Source organism: Paracidovorax oryzae ATCC 19882 (assembly GCF_000687165.1).
In the GTDB taxonomy this organism is placed as follows: Bacteria; Pseudomonadota; Gammaproteobacteria; order Burkholderiales; family Burkholderiaceae_C; genus Paracidovorax; species Paracidovorax oryzae.
The window spans coordinates 11,330-31,790 of record NZ_JMKU01000038.1; the positions used below are offsets into that span (position 1 = coordinate 11,330).

At 70.1% G+C, this 20,461-nt stretch carries 16 protein-coding genes; 6 read left to right on the top strand and 10 right to left on the bottom strand.

Annotated elements, in window-relative coordinates; genetic code table 11:
• The first annotated feature begins 139 nt into the window (after window positions 1–139).
• Window positions 140–5,008: a PAS domain S-box protein gene (locus T336_RS0120875; protein WP_035226797.1), complete on the top strand. Its 4,869-nt coding sequence runs from the start codon at window positions 140–142 to the stop codon at window positions 5,006–5,008.
• A 55-nt stretch (window positions 5,009–5,063) separates the two neighbouring features.
• Window positions 5,064–6,191, top strand: a complete 1,128-nt coding sequence (locus T336_RS0120880) for a response regulator (protein WP_019703021.1) — start codon at window positions 5,064–5,066, stop codon at window positions 6,189–6,191.
• A gap of 43 nt (window positions 6,192–6,234) precedes the next feature.
• Here T336_RS0120880 and T336_RS0120885 read toward each other — a convergent pair whose 3' ends face one another.
• The 4 genes from T336_RS0120885 to T336_RS0120900 all read right to left on the bottom strand — a co-directional run bounded on the left by T336_RS0120885 (window position 6,235) and on the right by T336_RS0120900 (window position 9,780).
• Window positions 6,235–7,194: an inositol monophosphatase family protein gene (locus T336_RS0120885; RefSeq protein WP_019703022.1), complete on the bottom strand. Its 960-nt coding sequence runs from the start codon at window positions 7,192–7,194 to the stop codon at window positions 6,235–6,237.
• Between the two features lie 98 nt (window positions 7,195–7,292).
• On the bottom strand, window positions 7,293–8,096 hold the full coding sequence (locus tag T336_RS0120890; protein ID WP_026433992.1) for an ABC transporter permease: 804 nt from the start codon (window positions 8,094–8,096) through the stop codon (window positions 7,293–7,295).
• A gap of 11 nt (window positions 8,097–8,107) precedes the next feature.
• Window positions 8,108–8,944 (bottom strand): ABC transporter permease, encoded by an 837-nt coding sequence (locus tag T336_RS0120895; protein WP_026433993.1) that lies wholly within the window; start codon window positions 8,942–8,944, stop codon window positions 8,108–8,110.
• Window positions 8,945–8,949: 5 nt separating this feature from the next.
• Window positions 8,950–9,780, bottom strand: coding sequence for an ABC transporter ATP-binding protein (locus T336_RS0120900; protein ID WP_026433994.1), 831 nt, complete (start codon window positions 9,778–9,780; stop codon window positions 8,950–8,952).
• 445 nt (window positions 9,781–10,225) lie between these two features.
• On the opposite strand from T336_RS0120900, the gene T336_RS25475 reads away from it, so the two are divergent.
• The 3 genes from T336_RS25475 to cysE all read left to right on the top strand — a co-directional run bounded on the left by T336_RS25475 (window position 10,226) and on the right by cysE (window position 13,650).
• On the top strand, window positions 10,226–11,872 hold the full coding sequence (locus T336_RS25475) for an alpha,alpha-trehalose-phosphate synthase (UDP-forming) (protein ID WP_035226788.1): 1,647 nt from the start codon (window positions 10,226–10,228) through the stop codon (window positions 11,870–11,872).
• A gap of 98 nt (window positions 11,873–11,970) precedes the next feature.
• Window positions 11,971–12,804 carry an RNA methyltransferase gene (locus T336_RS0120910; protein ID WP_026433995.1) on the top strand — a complete coding sequence of 278 codons (834 nt, stop codon included), beginning with the start codon at window positions 11,971–11,973 and terminating at the stop codon, window positions 12,802–12,804.
• A gap of 48 nt (window positions 12,805–12,852) precedes the next feature.
• The gene (gene cysE, locus T336_RS0120915) at window positions 12,853–13,650 is read left to right on the top strand and encodes a serine O-acetyltransferase (RefSeq protein ID WP_026433996.1); all 798 of its coding nucleotides are present in this window, start codon (window positions 12,853–12,855) and stop codon (window positions 13,648–13,650) included.
• Between the two features lie 18 nt (window positions 13,651–13,668).
• On the opposite strand, the gene T336_RS0120920 is transcribed toward cysE, so the two are convergent.
• The 3 genes from T336_RS0120920 to yjgA form a co-directional block, all read right to left on the bottom strand.
• Window positions 13,669–14,706 (bottom strand): hypothetical protein, encoded by a 1,038-nt coding sequence (locus T336_RS0120920; RefSeq protein WP_026433997.1) that lies wholly within the window; start codon window positions 14,704–14,706, stop codon window positions 13,669–13,671.
• 82 nt (window positions 14,707–14,788) lie between these two features.
• Window positions 14,789–15,400 carry a molybdopterin adenylyltransferase gene (gene mog, locus T336_RS0120925; RefSeq protein WP_035226791.1) on the bottom strand — a complete coding sequence of 204 codons (612 nt, stop codon included), beginning with the start codon at window positions 15,398–15,400 and terminating at the stop codon, window positions 14,789–14,791.
• Window positions 15,393–16,055 carry a ribosome biogenesis factor YjgA gene (gene yjgA, locus T336_RS0120930; protein ID WP_026433999.1) on the bottom strand — a complete coding sequence of 221 codons (663 nt, stop codon included), beginning with the start codon at window positions 16,053–16,055 and terminating at the stop codon, window positions 15,393–15,395. Before yjgA ends, mog begins: the two co-directional genes overlap by 8 nt.
• 64 nt (window positions 16,056–16,119) lie before the next feature.
• On the opposite strand from yjgA, the gene pmbA reads away from it, so the two are divergent.
• On the top strand, window positions 16,120–17,574 hold the full coding sequence (pmbA, locus tag T336_RS0120935) for a metalloprotease PmbA (protein WP_026434000.1): 1,455 nt from the start codon (window positions 16,120–16,122) through the stop codon (window positions 17,572–17,574).
• Between the two features lie 111 nt (window positions 17,575–17,685).
• Here the strand turns inward: pmbA and T336_RS0120940 are convergent, their stop codons facing one another.
• From T336_RS0120940 to T336_RS0120950, 3 genes are all read right to left on the bottom strand, one after another.
• Window positions 17,686–18,384, bottom strand: a complete 699-nt coding sequence (locus T336_RS0120940) for an IPTL-CTERM sorting domain-containing protein (protein WP_167333663.1) — start codon at window positions 18,382–18,384, stop codon at window positions 17,686–17,688.
• 115 nt (window positions 18,385–18,499) lie between these two features.
• A complete protein-coding gene (locus tag T336_RS0120945) occupies window positions 18,500–19,306 on the bottom strand; it encodes an aldolase/citrate lyase family protein (RefSeq protein WP_026434002.1) in 807 nt (268 codons plus the stop codon).
• 57 nt (window positions 19,307–19,363) lie between these two features.
• Window positions 19,364–20,461: NAD-dependent succinate-semialdehyde dehydrogenase (locus T336_RS0120950; RefSeq protein ID WP_026434003.1), on the bottom strand; the 1,098-nt coding region annotated here is incomplete at its 5' end.

Below are 20,461 nucleotides of genomic sequence, written 5' to 3' on the forward strand. Positions count from 1 at the left end.
GAAGGTTCAAAGCGACTGTGCCTGCCGAAACCCCTCCTGTTCCTGTGGCCGCCCCGCGGCCGGCCGGGCCGCTGCGGCCCCGCCTGCGGCATGGTCCGCCGGGGCGCTGCGGGTTGGCGTTCCGGGAGCGCCCATGCGCATGAGCCCGCGCCTGGGCAGCCTGTCCGCGCTGTTCGACAAGGTGGCCCAGCGCGACGGCCAGTGGCTGCGGGGCTGGGCCGTGGTGCTGGCGCTGTCCGCCATCGGTGCCTGGCTGGCGGTGGCCGCCGTGGCGGAGTGGCGGGAAGCCGGCCGCGCGCAGGAGCGGGAAGGGCTGCTCGGCCATGCCGCCGAGGTGCTGATGAGCCAGACCGCCGGCAGCCCGCTGCTGGGCGCGGTGGCCCTGCTGGGGCTGAGCGAGCCTGCGCTGAAGGCCGTCGCGCTCGGCACGCTGCCGCCCAACGCGCCGGAGGCTCTGGCCCGCCTGGCCGTGGCGCGCGGCCGCTTCCTGGTGAGCGGGGTCTATGTGCTGAATGCCGGCGGCCGCGTGGTGGCGCACGAGACGCCTGCCACCCCGGCCCTGGGGCTGGACCTGTCACACCGCCCCTACTTCCTGCAGGCGATGCGCGGCGCGGTGAACGTGTATCCCGCGCTCGGCACCAATTCGCAGGACCGCGGGTTGTACTACGCCGCGCCGCTCTACGAGGGCGATACGCCCGCGAGCGTGATCGTCGGGGTGGTGCTCGTGAAGATGTCCTTCGAGCCGGTGGAAACCCAGCTGCAGCGCTCGGGCTACCCGATGGCGCTGCTGTCGCCGCAGGGCGTGGCCTTCGCCGCCACGCGGCCGGAGTGGCGCTATGCCATCGCGCCGCCGCTGACGCAGGAGCGCATCGATGCGATCCGGCGGCAGCGCCAGTTCGGCACGCTGTTCGACAGCGGCGTGGCGCAGGCCCTGCCGTTCCGGCCGGATGCGCGCGAGGCCGTGGTGGGGGGCGTTCGCTATGCGGTGGAGCGCCGCAACCTGGAGTGGCACGACCCGGACGGCCCGTGGCAGCTGGTGATGCTCGACGACCTGCATGCGCTGCTGCCGGCGCCGCAGCGCTGGCAGATCGGCGTGGGCGTGTTCGCGCTGCTGCTGGTGCTGGGCGGAATGCTGCTGGACATGATGCGCCACCGGGCGCGCATGGCGCTGGCGATGGAGCGCTTCCGCGTACTGGGCGCGGCGCTGCAATCCAGCCCCGTGGCCGTGGTCATCACCGATGCCGAGGGCCGCATCGACTGGGTCAATTCCCAGTACGAGGCCAATACGGGCTACAGCCTGGACGAGGTGCGCGGCCGCAAGCCCTCGCTGGTGGCCTCGGGGCAGACACCGCCCGAAACCTACCGGCAGATGTGGTCGCGGCTGATCGCGGGCCTGCCCTGGCGCGGCGAATTCATCAACCAGCGGCAGGACGGCACGATCTACCACGACGAGGCGACGCTCTCGCCGGTGTTCGACGACCGCGGCCGGCGCATCGCGATCGTGGGGCTGCACGAGAACGTGACCGAGCGCATCACGGCCCACCAGGAACTGCAGCGGCGCGAGCGCGAACTCAACGACGCGCTCGCGCAGCAGACGGCCATCTTCGATAACGCCCCGCCCGTGCTGATCGTGGCCGACGGCCACCTGCTGCGCTTCAACCCCGCCTGCCTGGAGCTGCTGGGCGTGCAGCCGGGGCAGCTGGAGGGGCGCAGGGTGGAAACCATCTTCGGCGGCGAGGAGCTCCACCGGCGCTTCATGGCGCGCATCGAGGGCCGGCTGGAGGCAGGCGAATCCGTGCGGGAGGTCGCGCGGCTGGTGCGCCGGGACGGAACGGTTTTCGAGGCGCGGCTTTCAGGCCGCCTGCTGCCGCTGCAGGGATACGCGCATGCCTGCATCTGGGTGGTCGAGGACGTCACGGAGGCGCGCCGTGCCGAGGCGGCCATGCGCGAGATGAACGAGCGCCTCATACTGGCGCAGGAAGCCGGCCGCGTCGGCGTCTTCGACCTCGACCTGGTGCGCGACCACCTGGTGTTCAGCGAGAAGCTCGGATCCCTCTACGGTCTGCCCCACCGGCCCCAGGGACTGCGGCTGGCTGACTGGATGGACAGCCTGCACATGGAGGACCGGCCGCGCGTGCAGGCGCGCCTGGATGCCACCCTGGCGGGAACGGCCACCGGCCTGCAGGACTCCTGGCGCGTGGTGCGTCCGGACGGCAGCGAGCGCTGGCTGCTGTGCTCGGCGCGCATCGAGCGGGATGCCGAGGGGCGGGCGCGGCGGCTCATCGGCGTGCAGGTCGACGTGCATGAGCAGAAGCAGCTGGAGGCCCGCCTGGCGGACCAGCTGGCGTTCCAGCAGGCACTGGTGGACGCCATTCCGATTCCGCTGTTCCACAAGGACGGGGACGGCCGCTACCGGGGATTCAACCGGGCCTACGAGGAGGCCTTCGGCATCCGCCGGGAGGATTTCCTGGGCAAGACGGTGCACGAGTCGGTCTTCCTCAGCCAGTCCGAACGCGCCGAATTCGAGGCCGACGCCCGCACCATCCGCGCCGGCGGGCCGCCGATCCACAAGGAGGTCGATCTCACCTATGCCGACGGAGAGATCCACCACACGCTGTTCTGGATGCACGGCTTCCAGCGGCCCGACGGCTCGCCCGGCGGTTCCATCGGCACGCTGGTGGACATCACCGACCGCCAGCGGGCCGAGCGCGAGCTGCGCCGGGCCAAGGAACTGGCCGAGGAAACCACGGCGCTCAAATCCAACTTCCTGGCCAACATGAGCCACGAGATCCGCACGCCGATGAACGCCATCATCGGGATGTCGCACCTCGCGCTCAAGTCGGGGCTCACGCCGCGCCAGGCCGACTACGTCGCCAAGATCCAGCAGGCCGGCCAGCACTTGCTGGGGGTGATCAACGACATCCTGGATTTCTCGCGCATCGAGGCCGGCAAGCTGGTCGTGGAGAAGCAGCCCTTCATGCTCGACCGCGTGCTGGAGGGCATGGCCGACGTGGTGGGCTACAAGGCCGGCGTGAAGGGGCTGGAGCTGGTGCTCGACGTGGCGCCCGACGTGCCGCCCCATCTCGTGGGCGATGCCCTGCGGCTGGGCCAGATCCTCATCAATTTCGCCAACAACGCGATCAAGTTCACCGAACGCGGCGAGATCCATGTTCGCGTGCGGGTGGTGGAGCGCCACGGCCGGCGCGTGCTGCTGCGCTTCGAGGTGCGCGACACGGGCATCGGCGTGGCGCCCGAGCAGATGGGCCGGCTCTTCCAGAGCTTCCAGCAGGCCGATGCCTCCACCACGCGGCGCTTCGGCGGCAGCGGCCTGGGCCTGGCCATCTCCAAGAACCTGGCCGAACTCATGGGCGGCGAGGTGGGCGCCGAGAGCGCCTTGGGCGAGGGCTCGACCTTCTGGGTCATGCTGCCGCTTGAGTGCGCCGAGGGCGCGCCGCACGCGCTGCCCCTGCCGCCCGCGCTGCGCAACGGGCGCGTGCTCATCGTGGACGACAACCACACGGCCGCCGCCGTGCTCTCGGAGATGCTGCGCAACATGGGCTTCGAGACCCGCGAGTCCCATGCAGGCGCCCAGGCGCTGGACATGCTGCGGGATGCCGCGGCGGATGGCGAACCCTACGGGCTGCTGCTCATCGACTGGCGCATGCCGGGCATGGACGGCATCGAGCTGGCCCGGCGCATCCACGAACTGGGCCTGGACCAGGCACCGCAGATGCTCATGGTCACGGCCTATGGCCGCGACGAGATCATGCCCGCCGCGCGGGAGCAGGGCATCGAGACGGTGCTGGTCAAGCCTGTGAGCGCGTCGCTGCTCTACGACACCCTGGCGCAGCCGCTGGCCCACGGCTGGCTGCCGGCCCACGCGCACCTGGCGCGGCCCGACGACGACCAGCCGCCGCCGCAGCTGCGCGGCGCCTCCGTGCTGCTGGTGGAGGACAACGAACTGAACCAGCTCGTGGCCGTGGAACTGCTGCGCGGCGCCGGCTTCATCGTGGACGTGGCGGCCCACGGGCAGGCGGCGCTGGACTGCGTGGCGCACACCGAATACGACGTGGTGCTGATGGACATGCAGATGCCCGTGATGGACGGCGAGACGGCCACGCGCCGCCTGCGCGCCGATCCACGGCACGCGCGCCTGCCCATCATCGCGATGACCGCGAACGCGATGGAGGCCGACCGGCGCCGCTGCTTCGAGGCCGGCATGAACGACCACGTTCCCAAGCCGATCGAGCCGGCCATGTTGTGGCGCGCGCTGGCCCGGTGGGTGCGCCCGAGGCCGGGCATCGGCATCGGCGGTGCCGTGGGCGACGCGCCGCCGGCCGGTGCGGGGCAGGGCGGGGCGCCGGAGGCGCTGCCGGGCGGCGTGGAGGGGCTGGACATTGCCGCCGGCCTGCAGCGCGCCCTGGGCCGGCCTGCGCTCTATGGCGACCTGCTGCGGCGCTTCATGGACGGGCAGCGCGACACCGCCGCCGCCCTGCAGGCCGCGCTGCACGGCGGGGAACGCGGCCTGGCCGAGCGGCTGGCGCACACGCTCAAGTCGGTGGCCGGCAACATCGGCGCCATACCGCTGGCACACGCCGCGCACCAGCTGGAACAGGCGCTGCGCGCCGACGGGGCCGGGGGCGATGTCTCCGAGCAGGTCCTGGTGGTGTGCGACCGGCTCGATGCCCTGCTGCTCGGCCTGGCGCACTGGCGCCTCGCGGGGGCGCAGCCGGGAGCGGCCCAGGCGGGTGCCGCGGCGCCGGCCGATGCCTCCGACGGTGGCACGGAGGCCGCGCAGCAATCCGCGCTCGCGCAGCTGTGCACGCTGCTGCGTGCCGACGATCCCGGCGCCGTGGAGTTCCTGCAGCAGCAGGCCGTGCTGCTGCGCCGTGCCCTCGGGCCCGGTTTCGCCGCCGCGGAAACGCACATCCGCGATTTCGATTTCGAGCATGCCCTGGCGGTCATCGACGCGCCGCCGGAGCCTTCCACCGTATCCGGCGCCGCGTGAGGCGGGCCGATCTCCGCGCCGCAGGCCATCCGAAAGACACAGGCTCAGCACCACCATGGACACTTCCCTGCTCTCCGATGACCCCATGCTCAAGGACCGGACCATCGCCACGGTGCTGGTGGTGGACGACACCCCCGACAACCTCGCGCTCATGGCCACGCTGCTGCGCGACCATTACCTCGTCAAGGTGGCCAACCACGGCGAGAAGGCGCTGCGCATCGCCCAGTCCGACGCGCCGCCCGACCTGATTCTGCTCGACATCATGATGCCCGGCCTGGACGGCTACGAGGTCTGCCGGCAGCTCAAGGCGCATCCCGCCTCGCGCGACATTCCCGTCATCTTCCTGACCGCGCGCAGCACGCCGGAGGACGAGCGGCGCGGCCTGTCGGTGGGCGCGGTGGACTACATCACCAAGCCGATCAGCCCGCCCATCCTGCTGGCGCGGGTGCACACCCACCTCACGCTGAAGGCCACGGCGGATTTCCTGCGCGACAAGAGCGCCTACCTCGAGCGCGAGGTGGCCCTGAGGACGCTGGAAGTACAGGCCATCCAGGACGTGACGATCATGGCCATGACATCGCTCGCGGAAACGCGGGACAACGAAACCGGCAACCACATCCGGCGCACGCAGCTCTACGTCAAGGCCCTGGCCGAGCGGCTGGCGCGCCATCCGCGCTTCGAGGCGGTGCTCAACGAGCGCATGATCGACCTGCTCTACAAATCCGCGCCGCTGCACGACATCGGCAAGATCGGCATTCCCGACAGCATCCTCCTCAAGCCGGGCAAGCTCACCGCCGAGGAGTTCGAGGTCATGAAGACCCACACCACGCTGGGCCGTGACGCCATCGAGAATGCCGAGCGGCGGCTGGGCATGCGGGTGGCGTTCCTGAGCGTGTCCAAGGAGATCGCCTACAGCCACCAGGAGAAGTGGGACGGCAGCGGCTACCCGCTGGGGCTGGCGGGCGATGCGATTCCCGTCTCGGCGCGGCTGATGGCAGTGGCCGACGTGTACGACGCGCTCATCAGCAAGCGCGTGTACAAGCCGGCCTTCTCGCACGAGCAGGCCTGCACCACCATCATCAAGGGCCGCGGAGCGCATTTCGACCCGGACATGGTCGATGCCTTCGTGGACCTGGCCGAGGATTTCCGGCAGATCGCGCTGAAGTACCCGGATCCGGAGTGAAGCCGTGCCGGGCCGCCTCAAGCGGCCGGCACGACGGCCGTTCTCAGAACGGTGCGCGCGGCGCCGCTTCTCCGCCGTGGGCTTCGGGCGCCTCCTGCGGGAGCTCCGCGTCCATACCCCCATCTGCCGCGATCGCCTCTCCGGCCGGCGTGTCGCTCTGCACCGCCTGGCGCACGGCGGCCTTGTCGCCCGCGCTGGCGAACTTGCTGTACTTGGAGAGGATCGGCACCAGCTGGCCGTAGATGCGCGGCGTGGCCGCCAGGCACTCGCGCTGCTCCAGGAAGTCGGCCTCGCCCGTGAAATTGCCCACCAGGCCGCCTGCCTCGGTCACCAGCAGCGAGCCGGCCGCCACGTCCCAGATGGACAGGCCCGTCTCGAAGAAGCCTTCGGTGAAGCCGGCCGCCACGTAGGCGAGGTCCAGCGCGGCCGCGCCGGGGCGGCGCAGGCCGGCCGTGCGCTGCATCACGTCGGACATGATGTGCAGGTAGGTCTTGAAGTTGTCGCCCGGGCGGAACGGGAAGCCGGTGGACAGCAGGCTTTCCTTGAGCTGCGTGCGCTTGGACACGCGGATGCGGCGCTCGTTCAGGTAGGCGCCGCGGCCCTTGGTGGCAGTGAACAGGTCGTTGCGGGTGGGGTCGTAGATGACGGCCTGCTCGACCTTGCCGCGCACCATGAGCGCGATGCTCACGCAATAGACGGGAAAGCCGTGGATGAAGTTGGTGGTGCCGTCCAGCGGGTCGATGACCCAGATGAATTCCGAATCCTTCGCGCCGTACTGGCTGCCCGATTCCTCGGCGAGGATGCCGTGGCCCGGATAGGCGGTGAGGAGGGTCTCGATGATGGCCTGCTCGCTCGCGTGGTCCACCTCGGTCACGAAGTCGTTGATCTGCTTCTGCGAAACGCGCACCGCCTCGACGTCGAGCGCCGCGCGGTTGATGATGGCGCCGGCGGCGCGAGCGGCCTTGATGGCCACGTTGAGCATGGGGTGCAGATTGGACGACATGAATTGTGAGGAAGGAGCTGGCGCCGCAGGGGGCGGCAAGGGGAATCGCCCGGCGATGCGGGCGCGATAACCGGGTATTTTAGCGCCCTTGGCGAATTTCAGCTGCCGGTGGATGCGTGGCGCCGCAATCCCGCGCTCCAGGCGACGAACGCCGCCGCGAGGAAGGCGAAGCCCGCGAGCGGCGAAACCCAGCCCACCCAGGCGGGTGCGCCGAGCGGATCGGCCCGCCCCAGGATCGGCAGAACGGGGTAGTAGGCCACGCAGGCCAGCGGCACGGCGAACGTGAGCAGGCGCCGCAGCCAGCGGGCGTACAGCGCCAGCGGGTACTGGGCCGCCTCCACGCCCCCGTAGGTGAGCACGTTGGCGACCTCCAGGCTCTCGGTGGTCCAGAACGCGAGGGTCCCCTGCAGCACCAGGATGCCCAGGAACAGCGCCACGCCGCCGGCCACGGCGAACACGGCCAGCGCCACGGTCTGCGCCGTCCAGGCCACCTCGGCATGGACCGTGCCGAAGGCCAGCACGGCGAGCCCCTGCAGCAGGCGCCCCGCGCGGCTGATGCGCACGTCGTGCGCCATCAGCTGCAGCCACACCGGGCGCGGGCGCAGCAGCAGGCGGTCGAAGGCCCCCGTGCGCAGGAACTGCGTGCCCAGCGTGTCGAAACCCCGGCCCAGGGCGTCGGCGATGGCGAACATGCAGTTCACCAGCCCGTAGAACACGGCCACCTCGCCGATGCGCCAGCCCTGCACATCGCCGAACCGGTGGAACAGCGCCCAGACCGCCATCGCCTCGATGCCCGTCACCAGGCCCTGGCCGATGGTGAGCATCAGCGCCGACGCCGGGTAGCGCGCCTGTCCGCTCAGCGATGCCAGCGCGAGGCGCAGGAACAGCGCCACCGATCCCATGGGCCCTGTCTTCATCCGCCCTGCACCTCCAGGTTGCGCAGGGTGCGCCGCAGCAGGGCGCGGCCCAGTCCTCCGGCGGCCAGCACCCAGAAGCACTGCAGGCCCAGCCCCGCCAGGGCCTCCGTGCCCGACAGCCGGCCGAAATAGATGCGCGCGGGAATGTCCACGATGCCCGCGAACGGCTGCAGCAGCAGCGCGGCCTGCCAGCCGTCGGGCAGCAGCGCCAGGGGCAGCAGGTTGCCGGAGAACACGATGACGACCGGGCCGGCCAGGGTGTTGATGCCCCGCTCGTCGAGTGCCGCCGCCGTGGCCACGTTGAGCAGCATCACGAATGCCGTGGAAAGCGCCATCGCCAGCAGCAGCGACAGGGCGAACGCCGCCGCCGCACCCCATCCGGCCGGGGGCTGCAGCGCCCAGGCGTCCAGGCCTGCCGCCGGCAGGACCACCCCGGTGAACGCGGCCATGAGCGCCGCCCGCGGCAGCACCCGCGCGGCGATCCATCCGGCGGACCGGGCGAACCACAGCGCATAGGCGTCCACCGGCCGCAGCCGGTCGTAGGCCACCGCGCCGGTGCGCACCGACTGGGCCAGTTCCGGGTCGGCGCTCCAGGGCAGCAGGGCGAACAGCCCCTGTGCCAGCCAGATGTAGGTGATGGCCTGCTCCAGCGACAGCGGCGCCGCGGCGGCCGCTGCGCCGCCGTAGAACGCCGCCATCACCATGGCCTTCAGGCCGCCCCACCAGCACTGCGTGACGAAGCCGGCCCAGGCCGCAGCCCGGTACTGCAGCATCACGAGCAAGCGCGAGGCGAACGCCGCGCGGTAGGGGCGCAGGAGCGCGGCCGGGGCCATCGCCGTCATCCTTCGGCGGCGCCGTGCATCGCGTAGAAGCGCGCGATCACGGCCTCGATGGTCATGTCCTCGTCGTCGGGACGCGTCGCCGCCACCTGGGCCCGCAGCGCGTCCACGCTGCAGTCGGCCAGCACCCGGCCGTGGCCGATCACGATGACCCGTTCGGCCAGCGCCTCGATGTCGTGCATGTCGTGGGTCGTGAGCAGGACGGTGGTGCCGCGTTCCCGGTTGGCCCGCCGCACGAAGTCGCGCACCGCGAGCTTGGAGGGCGCATCCAGGCCGATGGTCGGCTCGTCCAGGAAGAGGATGTCCGGCTCGTGCAGCAGGGCCGCGGCGATTTCCGCGCGCATGCGCTGGCCGAGGGACAGCTGGCGCACGGGCTGGTCGAGCACGCGCTCCAGGTGCAGCAGGGCCACCAGTTCGTCGCGGGTGCGGGCGAAGCGCTGGGGATCGACGCGGTAGATGTCGCGCAGCAGCGTGAAGCCGTCGCCCACCGGCAGGTCCCACCACAGCTGGGTGCGCTGCCCGAACACCACGCCGATGCGCCCGACGTGCCGCTCGCGTTCGGCGAAGGGATCGCGCCCGTCGATCTCCACGCTGCCGCCGTCGGGCCGCAGGATGCCCGAGAGGATCTTGACGGTGGTGGATTTGCCGGCACCGTTCGGCCCGATGAAGCCCAGCATCTCGCCCCGCTGCAGGCTGAACGACACATCCGACAGCGCCGCGACCGTGCGGTAGCGCGGGCGTGCCAGGGCCCGCAGCGCACCGAGCACGCCGGGGTCGCGCTCGTGGATGCGGTAGGACTTGTGCAGGTGGCGGACGGCGATGTGATCCATGGCGGGAGGGCGCGGATGCTACACGAACCCCGGGGCGAAGCTGCTGCGCACCTTCGTGGCTGGCGATCGGCATGCCCCAGGTACCGGGCAGGGGCTGTCGTCTGCTCGCCCGGGAAGGGACGCGAGCCGCGGCTTTCCCGACTCCTTTTTGGGGTGAAATGAATTATGTGAAAACGAAATTTTTTCGAGAAATATTATTTCTGAATAATATTTTCAATTATTTGTTCTTCGAGAATGAATGCAATAAAAATTTAAATAGACTGTGTTCAACGATTTCCGGGGCACCTATCCGGTCTGTCCTGCCCCCAGGCCTGTCCAGGGCTCCACCGAGGAAATCCGCAGGAAATAGCCGTGCCCTCGTGGCTATCAACACTCCGTGTCCTGAAGCCGCAGGGATACTGCATTTTCAATCCAGGGGCATTATCGATAAATCAAGGAATCCACCATGGTCCGACAGGTATCCGGAGCGCGCCGCAGCGCTTCCCCTCCAGCATTGCAGGCACAGGGCGAGGTCCGCCAGACGTCCTCCGCCCGCCCGCCTCCGGCCGGCAGGGCACTGGAGCGCACTGCGATCCAGCCCCGGCGCAAGAGGCCGTTCGACGGTTCGGTTCCGGCCCAGCCGGACTCCCGGCAGCGGCTGCGCCCTCCGCAGGACCGGCTGGTCGTCGTTTCCAACCGGATGGTGGACCCGTCGAAGCCCGCTGCCGGCGGCCTGGCCGTCGCCCTGGCCGACACCATGCACGACAACCCGGGCCTCTGGATGGGCTGGAGCGGGGCCATCGGCGGGCGGCCTGGCACGCCCAGCGTGCGCACGCAGGCTTTCGGCCAATCCACCCTGGTGGGCATGGACCTGAGCCGTACCCAATGCAGGCAGTACTACGCGGGCTACAGCAATTCGGTCCTCTGGCCCGTGATGCACAGCAGTGCCGGCTGGGCCGACATCCGGCCGGGCCAGTACGGCGTCTATCGCCAGGTCAACCGGATGTTCGCCGCCCAGCTCGCCCCGCTGCTGCAGCAGGACGACGTGCTGTGGATCCACGACTACCATCTCATTCCCCTCGCGCAGGAGCTGCGCCGGCTCGGGTGCCAGCAGCGCATGGGCTTCTTCAATCACATCCCGTTCCCGGAGCCCGGGGTCTTCCGGGCCATCCCGGAGCACAGGGAACTGGTGGAGTCGCTTTTCTCCTATGACCTGGTGGGCATGCAGATACCCCGGGACGTGCAGAACCTCCAGGGCTACGTGCGCGAGGAGCGCATCGGGGAGGCCGCCGCGGACGGAAGCCGGCTGCGCGCTTTCGGGCGCCAGGTGCAGGTGCGGGATTTCCCGATCGGCATCGATGTCCAGGGCCTGATGGCGCAGGAGTCCGACACCGGCTCCAGCCGCATCCTGGAGAGCATGCGCACCGAGAAGGCCGAAGGGCGGCTCCTCATGGTGGGGGTGGAGCGGCTGGATTACTCCAAGGGCGTGCCCGACCGGTTCGCCGCGCTAGGGCAGTTGCTGGAAGATCGCCCGGACCTCCGCGAGAAAGTGACCTTCGTGCAGATCGGCGCGCCGTCCCGTCCGGAGGTGCCGGCCTATGCCGCGTTGGCGCGCAGGACGCAGAAGATGGTGGACGGCATCAACAGCAAGTACGGGACGCCCTCGTGGACGCCCATCCTGTACTTCGCCGAGCCGGTCAGGCGGAGCGCGCTGCCGGCGGTCTACCGCATGGGTCGCGTGGGCGTGGTGACGTCCGTGGCCGACGGCATGAACCTGGTGGCCAAGGAGTACGTCGCCTCGCAGGATGGGCGCGATCCGGGCGCGCTGGTCCTCTCCCGCGGCGCCGGGGCGGCGCACCAGCTCCAGGATGCGATCCTGGTGCCGCCGGCGGACCGGCCCGCCATCGCGCAGGCCTACGAGGCGGCGCTCGCCATGCCGCTGGATGAGCGCAGGCAGCGCCATGCCCGGCTGCTGGACAACGTGCAGACGCAGGACCTGGCGAAGTGGCGCGAGGATTACCTGTCCGCACTGCGTTCCGTGCCGCACTCCGCACGGCCGCAGGGCCGCGGCGTGTCCGGCCGGGAGGACGGGCGGGCGGCCGGCCTGCATTGACGGCGCGGCAGGCCGGCGGGGACGGGGCGGGTGGGGGCGGGCAGGGCGGAAGCGGCGCAGCGGCGACAATCGCGCGTCCTTCCCGCTGTGCACTTTCCATGAAAACCCGCTTCATCCTCATCCAGACCAGCCATGCCGGCAACGTCGGCGCCGCCGCCCGCGCCATGAAGACCATGGGCTTCGAGGACCTGGTCCTGGTGGCCCCGCGCTGGCCCAACGTGCTGCGGCGCGAGGAAACCATCCAGCGCGCGAGCGGCGCGCTGGACGTGCTGGAGAACGCCCGCATCGTCGCCACGCTGGACGAGGCCCTGGACGGCATCAGCCACCTGTGCGCCACCGCGATGACGCCACGCGATTTCGGCCCGCCCACGCGCTCGCCGCGCGAGCATTTCGAATGGCTGGTGAGAAGGCGGCCCGCCGATGCGGGCCATCCCCTGGTCGAACTGGCCCTGGAAGGGGGCGCGGCCCCCGTGCCGCCCACGGACGCCGATCCCGCTTCCGCACCGGGGGCGGCGGCCGGCGAGGCAGGCGTGGCCTTCCTGTTCGGCTCGGAGCGCTTCGGCATGGCGAACGAGGACGTGTACCGCTGCCATGTCGCGCTCTCCATTCCCACCAACCCCGGCTTCGGCTCGCTCAACCTGGGCGCGGCCATCCAGGTGATCGCCTACGAATGGCGGCTCGCGCTCGGCGGCTTCCCCGTGCGGGACGCCGCGCCCGCGTCCGTGCCCGCGGACGCCGCCCAGGTGGCCGGCATGCTCGCACACTGGGAGCGTGCGCTGGTGGATGTCGGCTTCCTCGACCCTGCTGCTCCCAAGAAGCTCATGCCGCGGCTCAACCAGCTTTTCAACCGCGCGCAACCCACCCCGGAGGAAATCCACATCCTGCGCGGTGTCGCCAAAGCCATGTCGGAAGCCGCGCAGGCGAAGCGATAGACTGCAAGGCCGATTTCCGCCCCGCGCCCATTCCACGAGCCCCCTCCCATGTTCGATCGCCTGCGCTCCGACATCCAGTGCATCCTCGACCGCGACCCCGCGGCCCGCAGTACCTGGGAGGTGGTCACCTGTTATCCGGGCCTGCATGCCATCTGGCTGCACCGGCCTGCGCACTGGTGCTGGACGCACGGCCTCAAGTGGCCCGGGCGCTTCATCTCGCATTTCGCGCGCTGGCTCACCGGCATCGAGATCCATCCCGGCGCGAAGATCGGCCAGCGGGTCTTCTTCGACCACGCCATGGGCGTGGTGGTGGGCGAGACCGCCGAGATCGGCGACGGCTGCACCATCTACCAGGGCGTCACCCTGGGCGGCACATCGCTCTACAAGGGTGCCAAGCGCCATCCCACGCTGGGCCGCGACGTGGTGGTCAGCGCGGGCGCGAAGGTGCTGGGCGGTTTCGAGGTGGGTGACGGCGCGAAGATCGGCAGCAATGCCGTGGTCATCAAGCCCGTGCCTGCCGGCGCCACGGCCGTGGGCATTCCCGCGCGCATCATTCCCTCCCGGGCAGGGCAGAGCGCCGATGTGACCGAAGCCGCCAGCCCGCCGCGGCCGGAGCCTCGCGCGTTCTCGGCCTATGGCGTCACGCAGGAAGACGACCCGCTCTCCCAGGCGATGCGCGGGCTGATCGACAACGCCTCGTCGCAGGAGCGCCAGATCGCGCTGCTCTGGGCGGCCATCGAAAAGCTCTCCCAGGCCGCGCCGCAGGCCAGCGACTGCGTGCCGTGCGACGCCAACCGCAACGAGCAGTTCGAGGCCGAGAAGCTCAACGCGCTGGTGGGCAAGTAGGCGCAGCGCGTCCCGGCTTCAACGCTTTTCGTAGAAGGCGCGCAGAGGTGCGTCGAACGCCGCATGGTCGAGCTGCCACAGCCCCATCGGCCCGCGCAGGTACGGAATGGGATAGACCGACCCGGTAGGAAACTGCTCCCAGTATTCCTTCGCCCGCGGGAACCGCATCGCCGGCAGGCCCAGGGTGGGATCGACGGGTTCGAGGCGTGCGGTGCCGGTGACCCGGTAGTCGTAGTTGCGTGACGGCGCCTGCGCGAGCACCTGGTCGATGCGCTTGGCCAGCGGCAAGGCGCTGCTGAGCATCACGGTGACCAGCATCATGGCCAGCACGTTGGATTCGCGGGCGGGCACGTCGCCGCCCAGCAGGTGCCGGTAGGCCAGCAGGTAGGCCGCGGCGGCCGCCGCCAGGGTGCCGGCCCACGTGAGCGGATGGCGCAGGATGCGTCCGATCTGCGCGTCGGTGAGTTCGAACCGTGAAATGGCGAAAGTGTCGATCAGCGCGAAGAACAGCAGACCGAAAAAAAGCACCATCGCCAGCACGCTGCGCGGGTTCTTCTCGAGCGCGAAGTCCTGTGTCTGCGCCTCGGTGAGTTCCTGCTCGGTGAAGACCGCGCGGAAGATGTCCGACAACGCCTCGCGCGACTGCAGTGCGTTCATGCCCGTGTCCGCGCTGAACACGATGGTGCCGCGCGGCGTCTCCAGCTGCGCCCAGTACAGGTTGCCCGCCCTCAGGTTGCGGTTGCCCAGCCATTCGGCGCGGCTGTGGCGCAGGTCGATCGGCACGTCGAAAGGGCGCCCGTCCTCGCTCCAGAACCCTTTCATGCGCACGGCATCGTCGCCCTCGGCGATCAGCACACCCTTGCCCTCGAACGGCAGCAGCCGCAGCCAGCTGCGGAAAAAGCGCGGACGGGCCACGTTGATGCGCCAGTACTGCACCCCCTTGAGTTCCTGGACCAGTGCATCCTGGCGGCGTTTCAGGCTGCGGTGGCGATAGAACATCACCAGGACGGCCACGAGGAAGGCCAGCTGGACCAGGGCGAGAAGGAGTGTGGACATGGGCATGGGGCGAGCGGGCGAGGGCCCGGGCGCCGCATGGTACTGTCGTGCCCGGGTTCGCGCCAGCCCCGCGCGCCCCGGTTTACTCCGGCCGTGCGGGCCTGCGTGCGTCCCTGGGCCGGAACGCCTTGCACACCGCCTCGCGCGTCTCCAGGTAGGGGCCGCCGATCAGGTCGATGCAATAGGGCACGGCCGCGAAGATGCCCGGCACGGCCGTTGCGCCCTCGGCGTCCTTCAGGCCTTCGAGCGTCTCCGCGATGGCCTTGGGCTGCCCCGGAAGGTTGATGACCAGGCTGCCGTGGCGGATCACCGCCACCTGCCGCGAGAGTATGGCCGTGGGCACGAAGCGCAGGCCGATCTGCCGCATCTGCTCGCCGAAGCCCGGCATCTCGCGGTGCGCGACGGCCAGCGTCGCCTCGGGCGTGACGTCGCGCGGCGCAGGGCCCGTGCCGCCCGTGGTCAGCACGAGATGGCAGCCCACGGCGTCCACCAGATCGATCAGCGTGGCGCTGATGCGATCCTGCTCGTCGGGAATCAGCCGCTCCTCGAACTGCACCGGGTTGTGCAGCGCGCGCTCCAGCCACTCGCGCAGCGCGGGCAGGCCCTTGTCCTCGTACACGCCGCGGCTCGCGCGGTCGCTCACCGACACGATGCCGATGCGCACCGGCTCGGGTGCGGGCAGGGCCTCATGCATCGCGTTCTGATTCCTCGTGGCGGGCATGCAGGGCGGCTTCGTCCATCTGCGTGCGCACCAGCTGGAACAGCTCACGGTAGGCGCGGCCCTTGCGCGGCGCGAGGCCCTCGGAGACCTGTACGTTGGCCTCCTTGCCTTCGGGTGCGTCCTTGCGGGCCTGGCGGATCAGCGCGCGCAGCTGCTGCGTGTCGGTGCGCGGGAAGCGCTCCATCCAGAGGGGCAGGGCGCCGTCGTCGGCGATCAGCCGTTCGCGCCATTGCTCGGCCTCGTGCAGCGCGAGCTTTTCGGCGGCCGAGCCGTTGTGCTGCTCGTCCAGCGCGGCGCGCGCGGCGATCACCAGCGATGGATCGAGCTGGCGCATGAGCTTGCCCACGTACTGCATCTGCCGGCGCTTGCCTTCGAAGTTGGTGATGCGCCGCGCCTCGGCCAGCGCATCCTGCAGCTTGTCGGGCAGTTGCAGGCGCGCCTGCAGGTCGCTGCGCAGCGTGAGCAGGTCCTGGCCGAGCTGCTGCAGCGCATCGCTCTCGCGCTTGAGATCGGTGCGGCTGGCTTCGGTCGTGCCTTTGAGCTCGGCCTTGAGCTGCAGGTCCAGTTCGCTGCCTTCGGCGACGAAATGGCCCTTCACGAAATAGCCTTTTTTGGGTTTGCGGGACATGGGAGAGGGGACAAAAAGAGGCCCTGGGCGGGGGCGGAAGGCGGCAAGTATCATAGCCGGCGATATGAAGACCACCCGCCCCCGTACCGCAGCCCGCGCTGCTGCCTCTCCCTCCCGCCCCTCCGCTTCCGTGTCCGTCCCCGCCGGCGGCGATGCCGGCAACGGCTTCAGCTACAGCCGCGGCGTGTTCGAGGAACTGGTGGACCGGGCCCTGGCCCATGCGCTGCGCCTGGGCGCCACCGATGCGGGCGCGGAGGCTTCCGAGGGCTGCGGGCTGTCGGTGAGCGTGCGCAAGGGCGAACTGGAGACGGTGGAACGCAACCGCGACAAGTCGCTGGGCATCACCGTGTATGTCGGCAACCGCCGCGGCAACGCCAGCACGTCGGACTTCTCAGAGCGCGCCATCGAGCAGACCGTGCAGGCGGCCTACGACATCGCGCGCTTCACCGCCGAAGACCCGGTGGCCGGCCTGCCCGACGTGGCGGACGTGGCCGCGCCTGGCACGCACCGCGAGCTGGACCTGTTCCATCCCTGGGCCATCACCAGCGAAGAGGCCGCCCGCATCGCGCTCGAATGCGAGGACGCGGCTCTGCGCACGCACCGCCGCATCACCAACAGCGAGGGCGCCGCCGTCTCGGCCCAGCAGAGCCATTTCTTCAGCGCGCACACGCACGGCTTCCGCGGGGGCTACGCCAGCTCGCGCCACAGCATCTCGGTGGCGCCCATCGCCTCGCTGCCGGGCCGCAATGCCGAGATGCAGCGCGATGCGTGGTATTCGTCCATGCGCGACGCGGCCGAGCTGTCCTCGCCCGCCGCCGTGGGCCGCTATGCGGCCGAGCGCGCCCTGAGCCGCCTGGGCAGCCGCAAGATCCCCACCACTGAATGCCCGGTGCTGTTCGAGTCGCCGCTGGCTGCAGGCCTGCTGGGCGGGTTCACGCAGGCGGTGAGCGGCGGCGCTCTCTACCGCAAGAGCAGCTTCCTGCTCGACTCGCTGGGCCGCCGGGTCTTCCCGGACCACATCGACATCGACGAGGACCCGTTCGTCGCGCGTGGCAAGGGCAGCTCGCCCTTCGACGAGGAGGGCGTTCGCGTGGCCCCGCGCAAGGTGGTGGATGCCGGCGAGGTGCAGGGCTACTTCCTCAGCAGCTATTCCGCGCGCAAGCTCGGCATGAAGACCACTGGCAACGCCGGGGGCTCGCACAACCTCGTGCTCGCCTCGCGCCTCACGCAGCCGGGCGACGACCTGGACGCCATGCTGAAGAAGCTCGGCACGGGCCTGTTCGTGATCGAGCTCATGGGCCAGGGCGTGAACTACGTGACCGGCGACTATTCCCGCGGCGCGAGCGGTTTCTGGGTGGAGAACGGCGAGATCGCCTTCCCCGTGCACGAGATCACCATCGCGGGCAACCTCAAGGACATGTTCCTCGGCATCGAGGCCGTGGGCGCGGACGCCTACAACTATGGCGCAAAGACCGTGGGCTCGGTGCTGGTCAATCGCATGAAGGTGGCGGGCAGCTGAGGTCCGGTCACGGGCGAATGCGCCGCAGCCTGTAGCCTGTGCGCGCTTCAGCATGAAAAAACCCGCCGGTGGCGGGTTTTTTCATGGGGCGGAAAAGAGGATTCCGCAGGATCAGCGCTGGCGGCGCAGGCGTGCGATGCCGAAGAAGCCCAGCAGCGAGGCCATCAGGATCAGGCCCCATTCCGACACCGTGGGGATCGGAGCCGCCGAGCCGCCATTGACGGGCGGCTGTTGCGCCATGGAAACGCTGTAAGGCGCGTTTCTGGCAGTGCTGCGGGACGTGTCGTTCACCACCGCCACGAGGCAGGTATCGGCCACGCCGCTGGCGCCCGTGCCTACCGTGGTGCAGCCGGAATTGTGGGTGCTGGCAGTGACTGCGCCGACGAGGGTGACCGCGTTGATGCGATTGGCGTTGGTGTGCGGCGCGGAACCGGTGACCCACTGCACCACGATCATCGTGTTGATGGCGGTGATATTGCCCGAGGCGTCGGTACTGATGCGCAGCGAGTTGAGGCGGGCGTTCGTGTCGGTGGATGCGATGGTGTCCAGGCCGCTGGTCAGGTTGTAGCCCGTGACGTTGGAGCCGATCTCCACGTTGCTCGCATTGGCCGGCAGAGCGGCCGAGGTGGTGAACGAACCCGAGATGTTCTGCGTTGCCAGGAAGTTCGCACACAGGCTGGCCGGAGTGGACGTGCAGTTCGTGTAGTTCTCCAGCGTGGCGTAGTTGCCCGTGCTGGTGATGTTCACCGTGGCACCGAACGAGGTACCTGCCGCTGCCAGGGCCACCAAGCCCAATAGGATTTTTCTCATTATCACCTCCATCTGTTAGCAAAATGTTACCAGCCTGCCAGTTTACGCCGCCAATTCCACTTTGCCTCGCTCTGCAGCCACTTTCCGCAGTCCCGGTCCAGATTTCCGGGGCTTATCAATAGGCCGCGTTGGCTTTCGCCGACACCTCCTCGCCGCCGGCACCGTCGAATTGCGCCCGCAGCTTTCGCGCCGCGTCCACGAACATCAGCACGTCCACGCCCACCGCCACGAACGTACAGCCGAGCTCCAGGTAGCGGCGCGCCAGGGCCGGGTCCGAGGTCAGCGTGCCGGCGGCCTTGCCGCTCGCGATGATGGTGCGCATGGCGTCCTCGATGGCGGCCTGCACCTCGGGGTGGCCGGGGTTGCCGCGGTGGCCCATGGAGGCGGCAAGATCGGCCGGGCCGATGAAGACGCCATGCACGCCCTCCACCGCGCAGATCCCGGGCAGGTGGCGCAGGGCGGTGACGGTTTCGGCCTGGACCAGCAGGCAGACCTCGTCGTCGGCCACGGAGAGGTAGTCCGCCCGGCCGCTCCACTGCGACACGCGACCCACCGCGCTGCCCACGCCCCGGATGCCGTGCGGCGGGTACTGCGTGGCGGCGGCGATGGCGCGGGCCTGCTCGGGCGTGTCCACCATGGGGACCAGCAGCGTGCGTGCGCCGATGTCCAGCACCTGCTTGATGAGGGCCGTGCTGCCTTCGGCGATGCGCACCACGGGCTGCGAAGGGTAGGGCGCGACGGCCTGCAGGGCGCCCAGGGTGCTGCGCAGGTCGTTCGGCGCATGCTCGCCGTCGATCAGCAGCCAGTCGTAGCCGGTGGTGGCGGCTGCCTCGGCCAGGTACGGATCGGCCATGGAGAGCCAGAGGCCGATCTGCGGGCGGCATGCGGCCAGGGCCGCCTTGAAAGGGTTGTGTGCGGGCATGTCTCTCGCGCTTTCTCTTTTTCTGTCGTTGGACCGGGAAGGGGATGCCGGGCCGGCTCAGCCGAGCCCGCCCTGGCAAACATACTTGGTGTGCAGGTAGTCGTCCAGGCCGTGGGTGGAACCCTCGCGGCCGTAGCCGGACTCCTTCACGCCGCCGAACGGCGCGGCCTCGGCAGCCAGCGCGCCTTCGTTGATGCCCACGATGCCCGTCTCCAGCAGGCCCGCCACGCGCCAGATCCGCCGCACGTCGCGGCTGTAGAAATACGCTGCCAGGCCGAACGGCGTGTCGTTGGCCACGGCGATCACCTCGGCCTCGTCGTGGAACACGGTCAGCGGCGCCACGGGCCCGAAGGTCTCCTCGCACGCGCAGGCCATGGTGGCATCCGCCCCCGTAAGCACCGTGGGTGCGTAGTAGTGCTCGCCCAGCTCCGCCAGCCGCCGCCCACCGGCGAGCACCTTCGCGCCCCGGGCCACGGCGTCCTGCACGTGCCGCTCGATCTTCTCGACCGCGCGCTCGTTGATCATCGGGCCGATCTGAGAGGCCGGGTCCGTGGCCGGCCCCACCTGGAGCGCCGCCACCCGCGCCGCGAGCTTGCCCGCGAAGGCCTCGTGCACGGCCGCGTGCACGTACACCCGGTTCGGGCTCACGCAGGTTTGCCCGCCGTTCCTGAACTTCGCGGCCATGAAGCCGTCCACGGCCGCGTCCACGTCGGCATCCTCGAACACGATGAAGGGGGCGTTGCCGCCCAGCTCCAGCGAGAGCTTCTTGAGCGTGTCGGCGCTGCGCCGCGCCAGGTGCTTGCCCACGGGCGTGGAGCCGGTGAAGGTGATCTTGCGCACGCGCGGGTCATCGAGCCAGGCATCGACCACCTCGGGCGTGTGGGCGCGCGAGGCGGTGACGATGTTGAGCACGCCCGGGGGAATGCCTGCTTCCTCGGCCAGCGCCACCAGCGCGAGCGAGGTGAGGGGCGTGTCCTCCGCGGGCTTGCAGACCACGGTGCAGCCGGCGGCCAGGGCCGGGGCGATCTTGCGCGCGATCATCGCGGCGGGGAAGTTCCACGGGGTGATGGCGGCCACCACGCCCACGGGCTCCCTGAGGGCGAACATGCGCCGGCCGGGCACGGGCGCGGGAATGATCTCGCCGTTCATGCGCGT

Coding starts and splice junctions, on each gene's coding strand:
- T336_RS0120880 (WP_019703021.1), top strand. CDS start 5,064: ATGGACACTTCCCTGCTCTCCGATGACCCCATGCTCAAGGACCGGACC.
- mog (WP_035226791.1), bottom strand. CDS start 15,400: ATGCATGAGGCCCTGCCCGCACCCGAGCCGGTGCGCATCGGCATCGTG.
- pmbA (WP_026434000.1), top strand. CDS start 16,120: ATGAAGACCACCCGCCCCCGTACCGCAGCCCGCGCTGCTGCCTCTCCC.
- T336_RS0120895 (WP_026433993.1), bottom strand. CDS start 8,944: ATGGCCCCGGCCGCGCTCCTGCGCCCCTACCGCGCGGCGTTCGCCTCG.
- yjgA (WP_026433999.1), bottom strand. CDS start 16,055: ATGTCCCGCAAACCCAAAAAAGGCTATTTCGTGAAGGGCCATTTCGTC.
- T336_RS0120910 (WP_026433995.1), top strand. CDS start 11,971: ATGAAAACCCGCTTCATCCTCATCCAGACCAGCCATGCCGGCAACGTC.
- T336_RS0120920 (WP_026433997.1), bottom strand. CDS start 14,706: ATGTCCACACTCCTTCTCGCCCTGGTCCAGCTGGCCTTCCTCGTGGCC.
- cysE (WP_026433996.1), top strand. CDS start 12,853: ATGTTCGATCGCCTGCGCTCCGACATCCAGTGCATCCTCGACCGCGAC.
- T336_RS0120900 (WP_026433994.1), bottom strand. CDS start 9,780: ATGGATCACATCGCCGTCCGCCACCTGCACAAGTCCTACCGCATCCAC.
- T336_RS0120940 (WP_167333663.1), bottom strand. CDS start 18,384: ATGAGAAAAATCCTATTGGGCTTGGTGGCCCTGGCAGCGGCAGGTACC.
- T336_RS0120885 (WP_019703022.1), bottom strand. CDS start 7,194: ATGTCGTCCAATCTGCACCCCATGCTCAACGTGGCCATCAAGGCCGCT.
- T336_RS0120945 (WP_026434002.1), bottom strand. CDS start 19,306: ATGCCCGCACACAACCCTTTCAAGGCGGCCCTGGCCGCATGCCGCCCG.
- T336_RS25475 (WP_035226788.1), top strand. CDS start 10,226: ATGGTCCGACAGGTATCCGGAGCGCGCCGCAGCGCTTCCCCTCCAGCA.
- T336_RS0120890 (WP_026433992.1), bottom strand. CDS start 8,096: ATGGGATCGGTGGCGCTGTTCCTGCGCCTCGCGCTGGCATCGCTGAGC.
- T336_RS0120875 (WP_035226797.1), top strand. CDS start 140: ATGAGCCCGCGCCTGGGCAGCCTGTCCGCGCTGTTCGACAAGGTGGCC.